Annotated in this window: 13 protein-coding genes; 12 read left to right on the top strand and 1 reads right to left on the bottom strand. The window is 63.7% G+C overall.

All coding sequences use genetic code 11. The features are described 5' to 3' along the window. The first annotated feature begins 17 nt into the window (after window positions 1-17). The 6 genes from ACYVRZ_RS02085 to ACYVRZ_RS02060 all read left to right on the top strand — a co-directional run bounded on the left by ACYVRZ_RS02085 (window position 18) and on the right by ACYVRZ_RS02060 (window position 6246). On the top strand, window positions 18-761 hold the full coding sequence (locus ACYVRZ_RS02085) for a Stp1/IreP family PP2C-type Ser/Thr phosphatase (protein ID WP_461224371.1): 744 nt from the start codon (window positions 18-20) through the stop codon (window positions 759-761). Continuing rightward, window positions 758-2776 (top strand): Stk1 family PASTA domain-containing Ser/Thr kinase, encoded by a 2019-nt coding sequence (pknB, locus tag ACYVRZ_RS02080; protein WP_461224370.1) that lies wholly within the window; start codon window positions 758-760, stop codon window positions 2774-2776. The genes ACYVRZ_RS02085 and pknB overlap by 4 nt, the downstream gene beginning before the upstream one ends. After that, window positions 2769-3677: a ribosome small subunit-dependent GTPase A gene (gene rsgA / locus ACYVRZ_RS02075; protein WP_461224368.1), complete on the top strand. Its 909-nt coding sequence runs from the start codon at window positions 2769-2771 to the stop codon at window positions 3675-3677. The genes pknB and rsgA overlap by 8 nt, the downstream gene beginning before the upstream one ends. 77 nt (window positions 3678-3754) lie before the next feature. Beyond that, entirely contained in the window at window positions 3755-4405 is a 651-nt protein-coding gene (gene rpe, locus ACYVRZ_RS02070) for a ribulose-phosphate 3-epimerase (RefSeq protein WP_461224366.1), read from the top strand. Then, window positions 4402-5064 carry a thiamine diphosphokinase gene (locus ACYVRZ_RS02065; RefSeq protein WP_461224364.1) on the top strand — a complete coding sequence of 221 codons (663 nt, stop codon included), beginning with the start codon at window positions 4402-4404 and terminating at the stop codon, window positions 5062-5064. Before rpe ends, ACYVRZ_RS02065 begins: the two co-directional genes overlap by 4 nt. 18 nt (window positions 5065-5082) lie before the next feature. Further along, the gene (locus ACYVRZ_RS02060) at window positions 5083-6246 is read left to right on the top strand and encodes a hypothetical protein (protein WP_461224362.1); all 1164 of its coding nucleotides are present in this window, start codon (window positions 5083-5085) and stop codon (window positions 6244-6246) included. A 96-nt stretch (window positions 6247-6342) separates the two neighbouring features. Here the strand turns inward: ACYVRZ_RS02060 and rpmB are convergent, their stop codons facing one another. Continuing rightward, a complete protein-coding gene (gene rpmB / locus ACYVRZ_RS02055; RefSeq protein ID WP_225047517.1) occupies window positions 6343-6528 on the bottom strand; it encodes a 50S ribosomal protein L28 in 186 nt (61 codons plus the stop codon). Window positions 6529-6763: 235 nt separating this feature from the next. Between rpmB and ACYVRZ_RS02050 the strand changes: the two genes are divergently transcribed. The 6 genes from ACYVRZ_RS02050 to ACYVRZ_RS02025 all read left to right on the top strand — a co-directional run bounded on the left by ACYVRZ_RS02050 (window position 6764) and on the right by ACYVRZ_RS02025 (window position 14740). Beyond that, window positions 6764-7129, top strand: coding sequence for an Asp23/Gls24 family envelope stress response protein (locus tag ACYVRZ_RS02050; protein WP_461224360.1), 366 nt, complete (start codon window positions 6764-6766; stop codon window positions 7127-7129). A gap of 54 nt (window positions 7130-7183) precedes the next feature. Further along, complete coding sequence (locus ACYVRZ_RS02045; protein WP_461224358.1) at window positions 7184-8851, top strand: DAK2 domain-containing protein; 1668 nt, start codon at window positions 7184-7186, stop codon at window positions 8849-8851. A 65-nt stretch (window positions 8852-8916) separates the two neighbouring features. Then, complete coding sequence (gene recG, locus ACYVRZ_RS02040) at window positions 8917-10956, top strand: ATP-dependent DNA helicase RecG (protein ID WP_461224356.1); 2040 nt, start codon at window positions 8917-8919, stop codon at window positions 10954-10956. 71 nt (window positions 10957-11027) lie between these two features. After that, window positions 11028-12032 carry a phosphate acyltransferase PlsX gene (gene plsX, locus ACYVRZ_RS02035; protein WP_461224354.1) on the top strand — a complete coding sequence of 335 codons (1005 nt, stop codon included), beginning with the start codon at window positions 11028-11030 and terminating at the stop codon, window positions 12030-12032. Between the two features lie 79 nt (window positions 12033-12111). Then, window positions 12112-12357: an acyl carrier protein gene (gene acpP / locus ACYVRZ_RS02030; RefSeq protein ID WP_262316239.1), complete on the top strand. Its 246-nt coding sequence runs from the start codon at window positions 12112-12114 to the stop codon at window positions 12355-12357. 610 nt (window positions 12358-12967) lie between these two features. Then, a complete protein-coding gene (locus ACYVRZ_RS02025) occupies window positions 12968-14740 on the top strand; it encodes an oligopeptide ABC transporter substrate-binding protein (protein ID WP_461224352.1) in 1773 nt (590 codons plus the stop codon). Window positions 14741-14858: the final 118 nt, after the last annotated feature.

The following is a 14858-nucleotide window of genomic DNA, read 5'->3' as shown; positions in this document are numbered from 1 at the left end:
AGTTTAAGGAGTACAAGATGGAATACACGTATCGCACGGACATCGGCCAAAAGCGGCCGAACAACGAAGACTATGTCGGCCTGTTCAAAAACACCGCCAACACGACCTTGGCGATTGTGGCCGATGGCATGGGCGGCCACCTCGGCGGCGATGTCGCCTCTGAGATGGCGGTGTCGCACATCGGCTACGCGTTCGAAAAAACCGGCACCACCGATGTCGAGACCATCGTGCGGTGGCTGATTTTTGAGCTGCAGGAAGAAAACGCGGTGATCCTCGAAAAGGCCCAGCAGTACTCGGACCTGACCGGCATGGGCACCACTTTGGTGGCCGTGATCATCTCGGGTTCGCGCTTCGTGGTGGCCAACATCGGCGATTCGCGCTGCTACCTGTACCGACGCGGCCGGCTGATGCAGATCACCGAGGACCACAGCCTGGTCAACGAGCTGGTCAAAACCGGCGAGCTGACCCCGCAGGAGGCCAAGAACTTCCCGCAAAAAAACGTGATCACCAGAAGCCTCGGGGTGTCGGCCGATGTCGATGCGGATGTCACCATCTACGACATGGAACCAGATGACTACCTGCTGCTGTGCTCCGACGGGCTGACCAACCAGGTGCCGGACGCGGCGATTGCCGCGGTGCTGGCCGGCGACCTGCCGCTGGGCGACAAGGCCCAGTCCTTGATCGACCAGGCCAATGCGGCCGGCGGACCCGACAACATCACGGCTTTGATTATTCACCAAGACAGGGGGGCTGACGCGTGATCGAACCAGGCTACATTCTTAACGAGCGCTACCAGCTGCTCAAAACGCTGGGGGAAGGCGGCATGGCCAACGTCTACCTGGCCCACGATCTGATTTTGGACCGCGACGTGGCCGTCAAGGTGCTGCGGCTGGACCTGCAAAACGATCCGGACACGATTCGCCGCTTCCAGCGCGAGGCGATGGCGACCACCGAGCTGGTTCACCCCAACATCGTCGCCATCTACGACGTCGGCGAAAGCCACGGTCAGCAGTACCTGGTGATGGAGTACGTGCCGGGGTCGGACCTCAAGAAGTACATCGTCGAACACTTCCCGATTCCTTACCAGCGGGTGGTGGATATCATGACCCAGATCCTGAGTGCCGTTCAGCTGGCGCATGACCACAACATCATTCACCGCGACCTGAAGCCGCAAAACATCCTGATCGACGCGGATGGCAACGCCAAAATCACCGATTTTGGCATCGCCGTGGCGCTGTCGGACAACTCGATGACCCAGACCAACTCGCTGTTGGGGTCGGTGCATTACCTCTCGCCCGAGCAGGCGCGAGGCTCGATGCCGACGCGCCAAAGCGACATCTACGCGCTTGGGATTATTTTGTTTGAGATGCTGACCGGCACCGTACCCTTCGAAGGCGACTCGGCGGTGTCCATCGCCTTGAAGCACTTCCAAGAGGACATGCCGTCGGTGCGAGACTTCGACCCGCGGATTCCCCAGGCGCTTGAAAACGTGGTGCTCAAGGCAACCGCCAAGGACCCGAGCAACCGCTACACCAGCGCGGATGCGATGAGCCTCGACCTCAAAACCGCGCTGTCGCCAACCCGGGCCCGGGAGGCCAAGTATGCGGTGCCGGCCGATGGCAGCTTGGAAGAGACCAAGGTGATTCCGACGCCGGCGCTGGCCGCAGCGCAAGCGGCGCCCAAGCCAGCGGCGGCCGCCAAGCCCGAACCGGCGCCTGCGGCCAAGCCGGCCAAGAAGCGGCGCTTTTGGGCCAAGTACTGGCCGTTCGTGCTGCTGGGCGTGGTGCTTTTGATGATTGTGGCGGGGCTGGCCTACGCCTTTTCCGGCAAGCAAGGCGACTACGCCGTGCCGGATCTCACCGGCATGACCCGGGCCCAGGCCGAAACGGCGCTGGAAAGCCGCAATCTGGAGCTCGGGGCGGTGACCACCGCCTACTCCAGCAAGGTCGACCGAGACCGCGTGATTAAAAGTGACCCCAAGGCCAACACCAGCCTGAAGGCCGGCGCCAAGGTCGCCATCACCCTGTCCAAGGGGGCCAAGAAGGTGACGCTGTCCGATTACACCGGCGCAAGCTACGCGGATGTCAAGGCCGACCTTGAGGACCGCGGCTTCACGGTCAAGCAGAAGAAAAAGACGTCGCGGTCGGCGGTACCCGGCACGATTTTGAGCCAGGACCCAACCGCCGGCACGAAGGTGGTGGCCAAGGAGACGACGATTACCTTCACCGTGGCCAAGGCGGCCAAGGCGGAATCAAGTTCGAGCTCCAGCACCCAGACAATCACGATGATCGACTTGACCGGCAAGGACCGCGCCACGGTTTTGGACTGGGCGACCGAAAACAACCTGAGCGTCAGCTTCGAGAGTGATTACTCGGACAAGTACCCGGAAGACCAGGTGATGGCCCAAAGCATTCCGGCCGACACGCAGGTGAAGGCCGGCGACCGCTTCACGGTCACGCTGTCCAAGGGTGAAGACCCGACCACCAAGGAAACCACGGTCAAGCGGACCGTCACCATTCGCTACCAGGCGCCAAGCGACACCGCTTCCAGCGACAGCTCAAGCGCCGACTCAAGCAGCAGCAACGTGGCCAACACCGTTGAAATTTACCTGGGCGACAAGGATCACAGCATCGGCAACGTCTACAAGACGCTGACCATCACCGCCGATCAGTCGGTGACGTTGACCTTCGTGCTCGACGACAAGGTGACGGCCGGCGCCTACAAAATCGTCAACGACGGGACGGTCGTGCAATCGGAGGATAGTATTAGTGAGTGATGAGCAGAGAACGGGGCGGATTATCCGCCAGATTAGCGGCTACTTCGACATCGCCGTGGATGGGCAGATCGTTCGCACCCGGGCCCGAGGCAACCTGCGGCAGCGCAAGGTCAGCCCGGTGGTCGGCGACTTCGCCCAGTTCACGCCGGGCGAAGGCGCGACGCTTGCAGCGCTTGAGGAGGTGCTGCCGCGAACCAACCTGCTGGAGCGGCCGCCGGTGGCCAACATCGACCAGGCGCTTTTGGTGGTGGCGGCGGCCGAGCCGGATTTTTCGCTCAACTTGCTGGACCGCTTCCTGGTCTACCTGGAGGGCCAACAGATTCACGCCGGCATCTACCTGACCAAAACGGACCTGGTGAGTGCGAGCCGGCTGGCCGGCATCACCCAGGCGCTGGCCGGCTATGCGGCGATCGGCTACGCGAGCTTTCACAGCGAGCCGCCGTTTGGTGCGGCGACGCTGGCGGCGGTTCGAAAGACCTTCGCCGGCCGGCTGACCATTTTTACCGGGCAAACCGGGGCCGGCAAGTCGACGCTGCTGAACCACCTGGTGCCGGGGCTTGAGCTAGCCACCGGGGAGATTTCCAAGGCCCTGAACCGCGGCCGCCACACCACCCGCACGACCGAGCTGTTCGCGACAGACGGTGGGTTGGTGGCCGACACGCCGGGGTTCAGCTCGCTGAACCTGCTGGACGTCACGCTGGATAACCTGCGCGACCGCTTCCCCGAGTTCGTCGCGGTGGCCGGCGATTGCAAGTTTCGCTCCTGCCAGCACCTGGCCGAGCCCAAGTGTGCGATCAAGGCGGCGGTGGCGGCCGGCACCATCATGCAAAGCCGCTACGATAATTACGTGCAGTTTCACCAGGAGCTGGCCGGGCAGCGGCCGACTTACATCAAAAAATAAGTCAGTGGCGCAGTCGAGAAGACTGCGCTATTCTTATGGGGAAGGCGCCGGTGACGGCGCGTAAGGAGGATCATCTGATGAAAATAGCACCTTCGATTTTGAGCGCGGACTTTGCCCACCTGGCGCAGGACATCGACGCGGTGGCGGCGGCCGGGGCCGACCTGCTGCACGTCGACGTGATGGATGGCCATTTTGTGTCGAACCTGACCTTTGGCCCGGGGATGGTGGCGGCGATTCGGCCGATCACCAACCTGCCGCTGGATGTGCATCTGATGGTCGACGACCCGCAGCGCTGGATTCCGCAGTTCGCCAAGGCCGGCGCCGACACGCTGCTGGTGCATGCCGAGTCGACGCCGCACCTGTACGGCGCCTTGCAGGCGGTGCAACGGGCCGGCTGTAAGCCAGGCGTCGTGGTCAATCCCGGCACCGGCCTGGCCGCGATTGAAGAGGTGTTGCCGCTGGTGGGGCAGGTGCTAGTGATGACGGTTAACCCGGGTTTTGGCGGTCAAACGTTCATTCCCGCGATGACCGCGAAGGTGAAGGCGTTGGCCGCGTTGCGTCAAAAGCTTGGCCTGCGCTTTGACATCGAGGTCGACGGCGGCATCTCGGACGCCACGGCGCCGGCAGTCTTGGCCGCCGGCGCCGACATTCTGGTGGCCGGGTCGTTCATCTACGCGGCCGGCCGGCCGGCGACGCAGCTGGCCAAGCTGCGGCAGGTGGCGCGATGACCACGCTGAACCTGATGGTCGGGGGGCCGCGGGAGTTGTTGCCAGCCGCCTGGCAACAGCTGGACGGCGACTGGGTGGGGGTCGACCGCGGCACCTTGCACCTGCTTGAGGCGGGGGTCGTGCCGACGTTTGCCGTCGGGGATTTTGATTCGCTGACGCCGGCCGAACGAGACCGGGTCTCCGCCCGGGTCGCGACGCGCTACACGGCTCCGCCGGAAAAAAACGAAACGGACACGGAAATGGCGGTGCGGCTGGCCTTTGCCGCCGGTGCCGAGCGAGTGCGGCTGTTGGCCGCCACCGGCGGTCGGCTGGATCACCTGCTGAGCAACCTGTTTTTACCGACGCAGCCGCGCTTTGCGGCCTTCACCGAGCAGCTTGAAGTGCTGGACGCCCAAAACCGGGTTCGCTTCTACCGGCCCGGCACCCACCGACTGCTGCCGGCCGGCTACCGATACTTGGGCATCGTGCCGCTGACGGCGGTGGCCGGGCTGACGATTGCAGGCGCCAAGTACCCACTGGCCGACTGGTCAAGCGCCACGCCGTTTTCCTGGGCCTCCAACGAGTTCGTCGGTGGGACCCCGGTTACCATCAGCTTCACCGCCGGCGTGGTCGCGGTGGTCGACAGCCACGATCGGCGGGGCCAAACCGTCGACAACTGAGCCGCAGGAGGGAACGCTATGCGCAAACTGATCCGCATCGCCGATTCGGCGATTCAAGCCGGGGCCACGCCCCGGGAACCTTACCCGGTCGTGTTCGCGGGGCTGGTCGCCCCAGACCTTACCGCCGCGGATTTTGAGGGGCTGGCAACCGACACCATCGGCGACCACTGGGTGACGCTGTCGCCACGGGGCTGGTTGCGGCTGCAGCAGGCCAACCCGCACGTCGCGGCCCAAGACATCAATCTGCTGCCCGGCCGCATGACGGTGCTGCCGCCGGTCACGCCGCGGTTCATTGTCTTGACGCGGACCATCACCTACGTCGGGGCCGGGGCCCAGACGCCACCGCCTTTGGTGCAGCGCGTCAAGGTGGCGGTGTACACCGAAATCGGCGGGGCCGGTCGCGTGGCCTACTTGCCCCAAGGCGCCTTTGCCGCCGTGCCGACACCGGCGCGGTTTGGCTTTGTGCCCGACCGCTCCGTGCCGGCGGCGTCGCCGGCCAGTGGCTTCACCCGACCGGCCCACCGCTTTGTCACGGTCACGTACCTGCCGGCGGTGATCGAGTACCTGCTTGAGCCGACCGACCGCGCCGGCAATCCGATTGCACCGGCGCTACGCTGCTACGGACTGCAAGGGCATGCAATCACGACGTACCCGGACTACGCGGCCTTCGAGCGGCTGCCCCAGCCGCTGCGGGTCCCGGCCAAAAATGGGGGCCGGGTTCGCGCCATTTACGTGCCGGCCGACCCCTGGCGGCCGACCCCGCAGGCCGAGCTCGAGGCGCTGGCCCAGGCGCTGATGCCAAAGGCCGTGGCGGTTCCGCCTAGCGCGGCCGCCCAAGAAGCGCCACGGCCGAACAGCCCGGCCAAGGCGCAGCCGGCAACGGCGGCCCCAGTCGCCGGTTCCGCTGCCCCAAAGGCGGCGGGGCGGCCTGCCGTGGCGCCTGTTGATGCGCCGCCTGTGCCGACGTCACCGGTCGGCGGCGCCGCGGCTGAGTCGCGCCAGCGCCCTGAGACCGGGCCCGATAACGCCGCTGAGCCGATCGGGGGCCGCGAGTCCAAGGCCCTGCGCTCACCGGAGGAGCCGACCCTGCCGCTGGCGGTACCGGCGGATCTGGTCCAGCCGGTGCGGGTCAAGGCACTGTTGCGCCGGGCGACCCGCCAGCTGTTCGGCCGCCGCGGCTGAAGACGACGAACGCCCCTGGCTTGCACACATGCGCGAGCCAGGGGCGTTTTTGGACAAAAAAAGGGCACCGCAAGCGGCACCCCAGGGCTCGGGAGGTTAGACCCGAGTCACTTTACCTGATTTCAATGCGCGGGCAGATACCCAAACGCGCTTTGGCTTACCGTCGATCAGGATGCGAACCTTTTGCAGGTTAGCCTTCCAGGAGCGGCGGCTGGAGTTCAAAGCGTGCGAACGCTTGTTGCCAAATACAGTGTGGCGACCTGTGATTACGTCTTTTGCCAATTCTCGGACCTCCTTGCTTATCCAGTCACGGATTTTTCACTCAACTAACTTATCATAGGGCACCGCCGATTGCAAGAAGTTTTGCCAAGTTATTTTACTTGACAGCGCGTCGGCCGACTTTTAAAACGGCATTTGCTATGCTAAACTAGTCTAGAAATACCAAGCCCAACTAGGCTTGGCCCAGTTGCGAGGCGACTTTCGCCTCAATCATTCCCTAACACTAGGAGGTCAGCGCATGGCGGTCAAAATCAAAACCAAGTACGGGACCATCGACATCTCGAACAATGTCATCGCGACAGTTGTTGGCGGCGCCGCGACCGATATTTACGGGATCGTCGGAATGGCCAGCAAAAACCAGATCCGCGACAATCTCAACGACATCTTGAACCGCGAGAATTACTCGCGCGGCGTGGTGGTGCGGCAAGCCGACAACGGCGTCACCGTCGAGGTCAACATCGTGGTCGGCTACGGCACCAAGATTTCGGAGGTGTGCCGCAACGTTCAAGACAAGGTCAAGTACAACCTCGAAACCATGCTGGGGGTCACGGCCAACACCGTCACGGTAATCGTGCAAGGTGTGCGTGTCTTAGGCGAAGACTAACAGATCGTGGCCGGCGCGTTCGCTGCGCCGGCACCAATACGGAGGAATTACCGAGTGGAAGTTACTGAAATCACGGCGGCGAAGTTCTCGGACATGATCCGGATCGCCGCACACCGCATCAAGAAGAATGCCGAATTCGTCAACTCACTGAACGTCTTTCCGGTGCCGGATGGCGACACCGGGACCAACATGAACCTGACCTTTCAAACCGGGGCCAAGGCGGTCCTTGAAAGCGACAGCGATCAGGTCGGTGAGCTGGCCAAACACCTGGGCAAGGGCCTTTTGATGGGCGCCCGGGGCAACTCCGGCGTCATCTCGTCTCAGCTGTTCCGCGGCTTCGCCAAAAGCGTCGCCGCCAAGGACACGCTTTCCGCCCAGGACCTGGCCGATGCGTTCGCCGGTGGGGTGGAAACGGCCTATAAGGCGGTGATGAAGCCGGTCGAAGGCACCATTTTGACGGTGGCGCGGGAAGGCGCCAAGGCCGGGCTCAAGGCCGCGGCCGGCACCGAAGACGCCGTGGTGGTGATGAACGCGGTGGTCAAGGCCGCCAAACGCGCTTTGGCCAAGACGCCGGACCTGCTGCCGGTGCTCAAGGAAGTCGGCGTCGTCGACTCCGGCGGCCAGGGCCTGGTCTTCATCTACGAGGGCTTCAAGGAAGGGCTGTCCGGTGAGGTCGAAGACGACGCCTACGTGCCGGATGAAGTCGAGATGGGCGAGATGGTCTCGGCCACCCACCACCAAGGCGCCCAGGCGCAGCTGAACCCGGAAGACATCGTGTACGGCTACTGCACGGAGATGATGGTCAACCTTGGCCAAGGCGATGCGCCCAAGGCCTTTGATTACGAGACCTTCCGCCAGTACCTCAACCAGCTCGGTGACTCGACCTTGGTGGTGGCCGACGACGAGGTGGTCAAGGTTCACGTTCACACCGAACACCCCGGCACCGTCTTCAAGTACGGCCAGCAGTTCGGGACGCTTGAAAAAATCAAGGTCGACAACATGCGCCTGCAGCACGAGTCGATCATCGAGCGCGAAAAAGAGGCGCCGCAAGAGGCGCAGCCGCTGGCCGCCGCCGGTGTGGTCACCATCGCCGCCGGGTCCGGGTTGGCCGAGCTGTTCAAGAGCCTCGGCGTCACCTACGTCCTCAACGGTGGGCAAACCATGAACCCAAGCACCAACGACATCCTGGACGCCATCACCGCGGCCCACGCCGAAAACGTGATCGTGCTGCCGAACAACAGCAACATCTTCATGGCGGCGGCCGAGGCGGCCAAGGCGGCCACGGTCAACGTGGCAATCGTCAAGAGCCGCACCATCAACCAAGGGATGACCGCGATGCTGGGCTTCAACCCGGAGTCAGCGCTTGATGCCAACGAGGCGGCGATGACCGCCGAGCTGGGCAACGTGGTGTCGGGTTCCGTCACCCAGGCGATTCGCGACACGACCATCGACGGGCTGACCATTCACAAGGACGACTGGATGGGCATCATCGACAACAAGATTAAGATTTCGGAAGGCGACCGCCAGCAGGCGACCATCGACATGATCTTGGCGATGCTGGATGAGGATTCCGAAATCATCACGCTGATTGTCGGGGCTGATGGCAGCAAGCAAGAGGCCGAGGCCGTGGCCGACGCGGTGACGACGGCCAACCCGGATGTTGAAGTCGAGATTCACCAAGGCGACCAGCCGGTTTACCCGTACCTGGTTTCCGTAGAGTAATGGCATAGGGCAGGTCACACTGGTGGCTGGCCCTATTGTTTTTGACCGGCGAGGAGGACGAGCGCTTGGCATTGATGGATCCGTTAACGGTGTTGCCCGGCGTCGGGCCGAAAAAAGCCGAGCAGCTGGCGACGCTTGGGCTGCACACGCTCGGGGAGCTGCTGTTTTATTTTCCGTTTCGCTACGACGACCTGCAGGTCAAGGACCTGGCGGAGGCGGCGGACCAAGAGAAGCTGACCATCAAGGGCGTCGTGGTGGCGCCGCCGGTGGTCAGCCGCTTCGGGCCGCGCAAGAACCGGCTGAACCTGCGCCTGCAGGTCGACCGCGCGGTGGTTTTGGTCACGTTTTTCAACCAGCCTTGGCTCAAGGACAAGTTCGAGCAAGGCGAAGAGGCCGCGATTTACGGCAAGTGGGACGCCAAGCGCCACACGATGACCGGCATGAAGGTGCTGGCCACCCAAACCGCGGAGACGCCCGAGCTGGCCGGCATCTATCCGGTGAACAAGCACGTGCGGCAAAGCACGGTGCTGGAGCTGGTCAAGGCCGCCTACGCCCGAGAGGCTGAGGCGATGGGCAACGTGGTGCCGGCGGCCATTCGCACCAAGTTTCGCCTGCTTCAAGACGCGGCGATTGTCCACGGCATGCACTTCCCGGACTCGGCCCAAGAGGCTAAGGCGGCGCGACGCAGCGCGATTTTTCGCGAGTTTTTCTTGTTTCAGTGCCAAATCCAGGCGCTGCGCCAAGACGACCACGCCGCGGCCAACGGGCTGGCGATTCCCTATGACAACCAAGCCGTGCGGGGGCTGATTCAGACGCTGCCGTTCACCCTGACCGCGGCGCAAAAGCGCGTGGTCAACGAGATTTGCGCCGACCTCCGGGCACCGCGGCACATGAACCGCCTGCTGCAAGGCGACGTCGGCTCGGGCAAGACGATTGTGGCCGCCATCGTGATGTACGCCACCGTGACCGCCCGGTACCAGGCCGCCTTGATGGTGCCGACCGAAGTGCTGGCCGAGCAGCACTTTGCCAAGCTGACCAAGCTCTTCGCCCCGCTGAACGTCAACGTCGCGCTGTTGACCGGCTCGACCAGCGCGGCCGCCCGGCGGCCGATTCTGGCCGGGCTGCAAAGCGGCGCGGTGGACATCGTGATCGGCACCCACGCGCTGATTCAAAAGGGCGTGGATTACGCCAACCTCGGTCTAGTGGTGATCGACGAGCAACACCGCTTCGGCGTCAACCAGCGCCGGGTGCTGCAGGAAAAGGGCTTGCGGCCCGACCTGCTGGCGATGACCGCGACGCCAATTCCTCGCACGCTGGCGATCACCGCTTACGGCGAGATGGATGTGTCAAGCATCGACGAGCTGCCGGCCGGCCGCAAGCCGATCACCACCAGCTGGCTGCGCAAGAACCAGGTGGGGCATGCGCTGGACCGGATGCGCCAGGAACTCGCCGCCGGCCACCAGGTCTTTGCCATCACGCCGTTAATCGCGGAATCCGAGAAGGTCGACCTGCAAAACGCGGAGCAGCTTTACGAAAAGCTCAGCCAGGCCTTTGCGGGCCAGGCCAAGGTCGCGCTGTTGCACGGGCAGATGAAGCCGGACGAAAAGGACGCGATTATGCGGGCCTTCGCCGCCAATGAGGTACAGGTCCTAGTGTCGACCACCGTGGTCGAGGTCGGCGTCGATGTACCCAACGCGACGGTGATGGCGATTTTTGATGCCGATCGCTTCGGGCTCGCCCAGCTCCACCAGCTGCGCGGCCGCGTCGGTCGCGGGGCCGCCGCGGCCTACTGCGTCTTGATTGCCGACCCCAAAAACGACGCCGGCGTCGAGCGCATGCAGATTATGACGACGACCACCAACGGCTTTGAGCTGGCGGAAAAAGACCTGGCGCTGCGCGGCTCCGGGGACCTGTTCGGCGACAAGCAAAGCGGGTTGCCGGAGTTTGCGGTGGCCGATCCCGTCGCCGATTTTGCCACGCTTGAGGCCGCCCAGCAGGTGGCCGCCGCGCTGTTTGCGGCCGACCCGACGCTTGATGCGGCGGAGCTTGCGCCGCTTCGCGCCCACCTGGCGCGGCTGCAGCAGGCCACCGGCAGCCTGGATTAGGCGGGGTCTGGCTTGCAAAATCGCCGGCTTTGGCGCAAAGTTAGCCTATCGGAAACAAAGGAGTGATCTGAGTGAAAATTGCCGTAGATGCAATGGGTGGCGACCACGCCCCAGAAGTTGTGATTCAAGGGGTTGAGCAGGCGCGAAACGAGCTGCCCGGCGTCTTCTTCACCCTGTACGGGGATGAGACCAAGATTCGGCCGCTGATTCAAGACGCCAGTCGGCTGACCATCGTCCACACCACGGAAAAGGTCGAAAGCACGGACGAGCCGGTGCGGGCGATTCGCCGCAAGAAACAGGCGTCGATGGTGCTGGCCGCCCAGGCGGTGCGCAGCGGCGAGGCCGACGCGGTGATTTCTTTGGGCTCCACCGGGGCGCTTTTGGCCGCGGGGCTGTTCATCGTCGGCCGGATTCCCGGCATCGACCGCCCCGGCCTGATGCCGACGCTACCGACGGTCGACGGCAAGGGCTTTGTGATGCTCGATGTCGGGGCCAACGCCGAGAACCGCGCGGCCCAGCTGGTGCAGTACGCGGTGATGGGCAACTACTACGCCCGCGACCTCCGCGGCCTGGCCAACCCGCGCGTTGCGCTTTTGAACAACGGCAGCGAGGCCAACAAGGGCGACGACTTGCACCAAGAGACCTACAAGCTGCTTGAGCAGACCCCGGGGCTGAACTTCATCGGCAACGTCGAGGCCGATGCGCTGTTGCAAGGGGCCGCCGACGTGGTGGTCACCGACGGCTTCACCGGCAACGCAACGCTCAAGGCCATCGAAGGCACCGCCAAGACCATTTTGCGCCTGGTCAAGCACGCCATCATGGACGGCGGCGTCAGCGGCAAGCTCGGCGGCCTGCTGCTCAAGGGCGGCATCAAGAGCATCGCCAAGACCTTCGACGTCTCAAGCTACGGCGGCGCCGCCTTGCTTGGGCTGAAGGCGCCGGTGGTCAAGGCCCACGGCAACGCGGATGCGGCCACGGTTTATTACACCGTCAAGCAAGTCGCCGCCATGGTCGAGAATCAGACCATCCAAAAAAGCGTGGCGTACTTTCAAAGCCACCGCCAGGACCAGGCCTGAGCGATCGGAAACGGCATAGACAACCCACTCGAAATCGGGTATGCTTGAGTGCGTGTTAAAAACAAGGAGGAGCCGTGTCATGACTGAGCAAGAAGTATTTGATAAGATCGCTGGCCTGATCGAGGATCATTTCCAGACCCCAGCAGATAAGATCACCAACGACTTGAACTTCAAGAAGGACCTGGATGCCGATTCCATCGACACCGTCGAGTTTGTCCTTGAGCTTGAAGATACTTTCGGCGCTGAGATCCCTGACGAGGATGCCGAACACATCGAAACCGTCGGCGATGCCGTCCAGTACGTCTTAAGCCACCAGAAAAAATAGGGGTTACACCCAGCTGCCTCGACTCGCTCGAGGCAGTTTTTGCGTCCGGCGAGCTTCAAATTTGACGGTGGCAATGACAGGGCTTACACTTGATTCAGATGATTGTCAACGGGCAAAGAAAGCGCCGCGGCCGCAGTGCTTGCAACTCTTCTGCTTAGGGGGAAGGTCCGGGACATAAGCATTCCCAGTACCCCCACCCATGCCATGCCGAACCAGGCAACAACGTCGACGTTTTCGCGCAACGGCCCCCTCCGATTGAGGCCGACCACCAGGGTGTGGACCACCACCCACCGGCCGCTCATTGTTCCGCCTACTCGCCATGCGAGGTAGCTGCGGCGGGGCATTGACCGGTGGCTTGTGCCAAGGCACCGCGCAGCAGCGCCGCCGCGGCGCGATCAGCACCAGAACGCAAGTCACCAACCAAATAACCGAGGCCGCCGCGTGGCTACCCCTGCGGTGGCTTCGGCGCGTCCGGCGCATTGCCTGCGCCGGACTTTTTTGACCACAGCCTAGCGGGGCCAGCGCCGGCGCCTTGCAATCGGCTCGCCGCCTTTGTAAAATGGTGACTACAACATTCGGTTGGCCGGGCAACTGGCAGAAGGGGGTCGCGATGGCAAGGCGTATGGGGTATGGGGTGGCACTGCTGATGGCCGCAGGGCTGCTAATGGGCGGCTGCGGCCACCGGCAGCAGGCCAAAAGGCAGGCGGCACCGGCGCCGGTGAAGCTGCAAGCGGTCTTCAAGAACCCCCGGCCGGCACTGGCTGGCGGCAAGCTTGCGGTGGCGGTGGTGGCCGACGCCCCGATTCAGGGGGTCTTCAGCGAAGAGCTCTATGACTCAGCCACCGATGAGGACTTCATGAGCCCGGCGGCCGAGACGCTGTTTGCGACCGATTCGGCCTTCAAAATCACCGCCGGCGGTGCCGCCACGCTCGCCTTGGACAACGCGGCCAAAACCGCGACGGTGACCATCAAGCCAGCGGTTCGCTGGGCGGATGGCCAGCCGGTCACGGCCCGCGACTACGTGTTTGCCTACGAGATGCTGGCCAATCCGGCGGTGACCACGGCGCGGTACACGACGGCGCTTGAAAACATTGACGGCATGGCGGCCTACCACGCCGGCCACGCCGCATCGATTAGCGGCCTGACGATGCCCGACGGCGCCTCGGGCCGGCGGGTGGTGATCCACTTCAAGCGAATGATGCCAAGCCTCACCCAGTCGGGCAACGGCTACCTGTGGGAGTCGGCGGCGCCTTACCACTACCTCAAGGACGTGCCGTTCGCCAAGCTTGCGACGAGCCCCAAGATTCGGCTGCATCCGCTGTTTTTCGGACCGTTTGCGATGCGCCGGGTGACGGTCGGCCAGGCCGTGACCTACGTGCCCAATCCTTATTACTACCGCGGCAAGCCGGGGCTTGCGGGGTTGCGGCTGGAGGTGGTGGCCTCGGCCGCCATCACCGCGGCGCTGCGGGCCAAGCGCTACGACCTGGCGCTTGAGATGCCGACCACCGACTTTGCCAGCTACCGCAAGCTGCCGCATTACGTCAACCTCGGCCGCGAGGACCTGGCCTACAGCTACATCGGCTTCAAGGTCGGCCACTGGGACGCCGCGCGTGGCCGCAACGTGATGGATCCGGTGGCCACGATGAGTGACGCCGCGCTGCGCCGGGCGATGGCCTACGCCATGGACAATCAAGGGCTCAACGCCTTGTATTACGGCGGCCTGGCGACCACGGCGACGACCTTGATTCCGCCGATTTTCGGCCCGTTTCACGCCAAGATTCCAGGTTTTCACCAAGACGTCCAAAAGGCCAACCGGCTGCTGGACGCCGCCGGCTACAAGCGTGGCAAAGACGGCTACCGCAAACGCCCCAACGGCCAGCCGTTGACCCTGCACTACGCGGCCATCGCCAAGGACGCCGCTTCGGAGGCCGTGGCCCAGGCGCGAATCCGCCAGTGGCGCCGCGTCGGGCTGCGGGTGCGGCTGACGGCCGGCCGCCTGCTCGAGGCCAACAACTTCTACGACAAGCTGCACTCGGATTCCAAGGACATCGACGTCTTTGAGGCCACCTGGGGCGTGTCGTCCGAGCCGTCACCGGCCGATCTCTACGGGGTCAAGGCGCGGTACAACCTGACGCGCTTCGTCACCGCCGAAAACACCCGGCTGTTGGCGGCCATCGACGCGCCGGCCGCCTTGAATCACGCCGAGCGCGTCAAGGCCTTTGCCGCTTGGCAGGCCTACATGCTCAAAGCCGCTTACGTGGTGCCGACGCAGTACCGCACCGCAGTGGTGCCGGTCAATACGCGGGTGAAGGGGCTGTCGATCGCGTATGGCCAGGCCGGTTTTCAGTGGCAAAACCTCGGCGTCACCAGGCGCCAGCGCTAATTGTTCGACCTCACCGCGGTGGGGTCCTTTTTGGCTGCCGGCCCGTTGCCTGTGGCAATCGCGGCGGTTGACTTGTATAATGGATAGGAATAATGCACAAACTGTGCATAGAGGGGGC

The organism is Lacticaseibacillus suihuaensis (assembly GCF_054785075.1).
This window is presented reverse-complemented; position numbering and strand designations above follow the sequence as displayed.

What these genes read in the sequence shown, in the direction of transcription:
- acpP (WP_262316239.1), top strand. Translation starts at nt 12,112, where the DNA reads ATGACTGAGCAAGAAGTATTTGATAAGATCGCTGGCCTGATCGAGGAT.
- ACYVRZ_RS02065 (WP_461224364.1), top strand. Translation starts at nt 4,402, where the DNA reads ATGACCACGCTGAACCTGATGGTCGGGGGGCCGCGGGAGTTGTTGCCA.
- ACYVRZ_RS02060 (WP_461224362.1), top strand. Translation starts at nt 5,083, where the DNA reads ATGCGCAAACTGATCCGCATCGCCGATTCGGCGATTCAAGCCGGGGCC.
- ACYVRZ_RS02025 (WP_461224352.1), top strand. Translation starts at nt 12,968, where the DNA reads ATGGCAAGGCGTATGGGGTATGGGGTGGCACTGCTGATGGCCGCAGGG.
- ACYVRZ_RS02050 (WP_461224360.1), top strand. Translation starts at nt 6,764, where the DNA reads ATGGCGGTCAAAATCAAAACCAAGTACGGGACCATCGACATCTCGAAC.
- ACYVRZ_RS02085 (WP_461224371.1), top strand. Translation starts at nt 18, where the DNA reads ATGGAATACACGTATCGCACGGACATCGGCCAAAAGCGGCCGAACAAC.
- rpe (WP_461224366.1), top strand. Translation starts at nt 3,755, where the DNA reads ATGAAAATAGCACCTTCGATTTTGAGCGCGGACTTTGCCCACCTGGCG.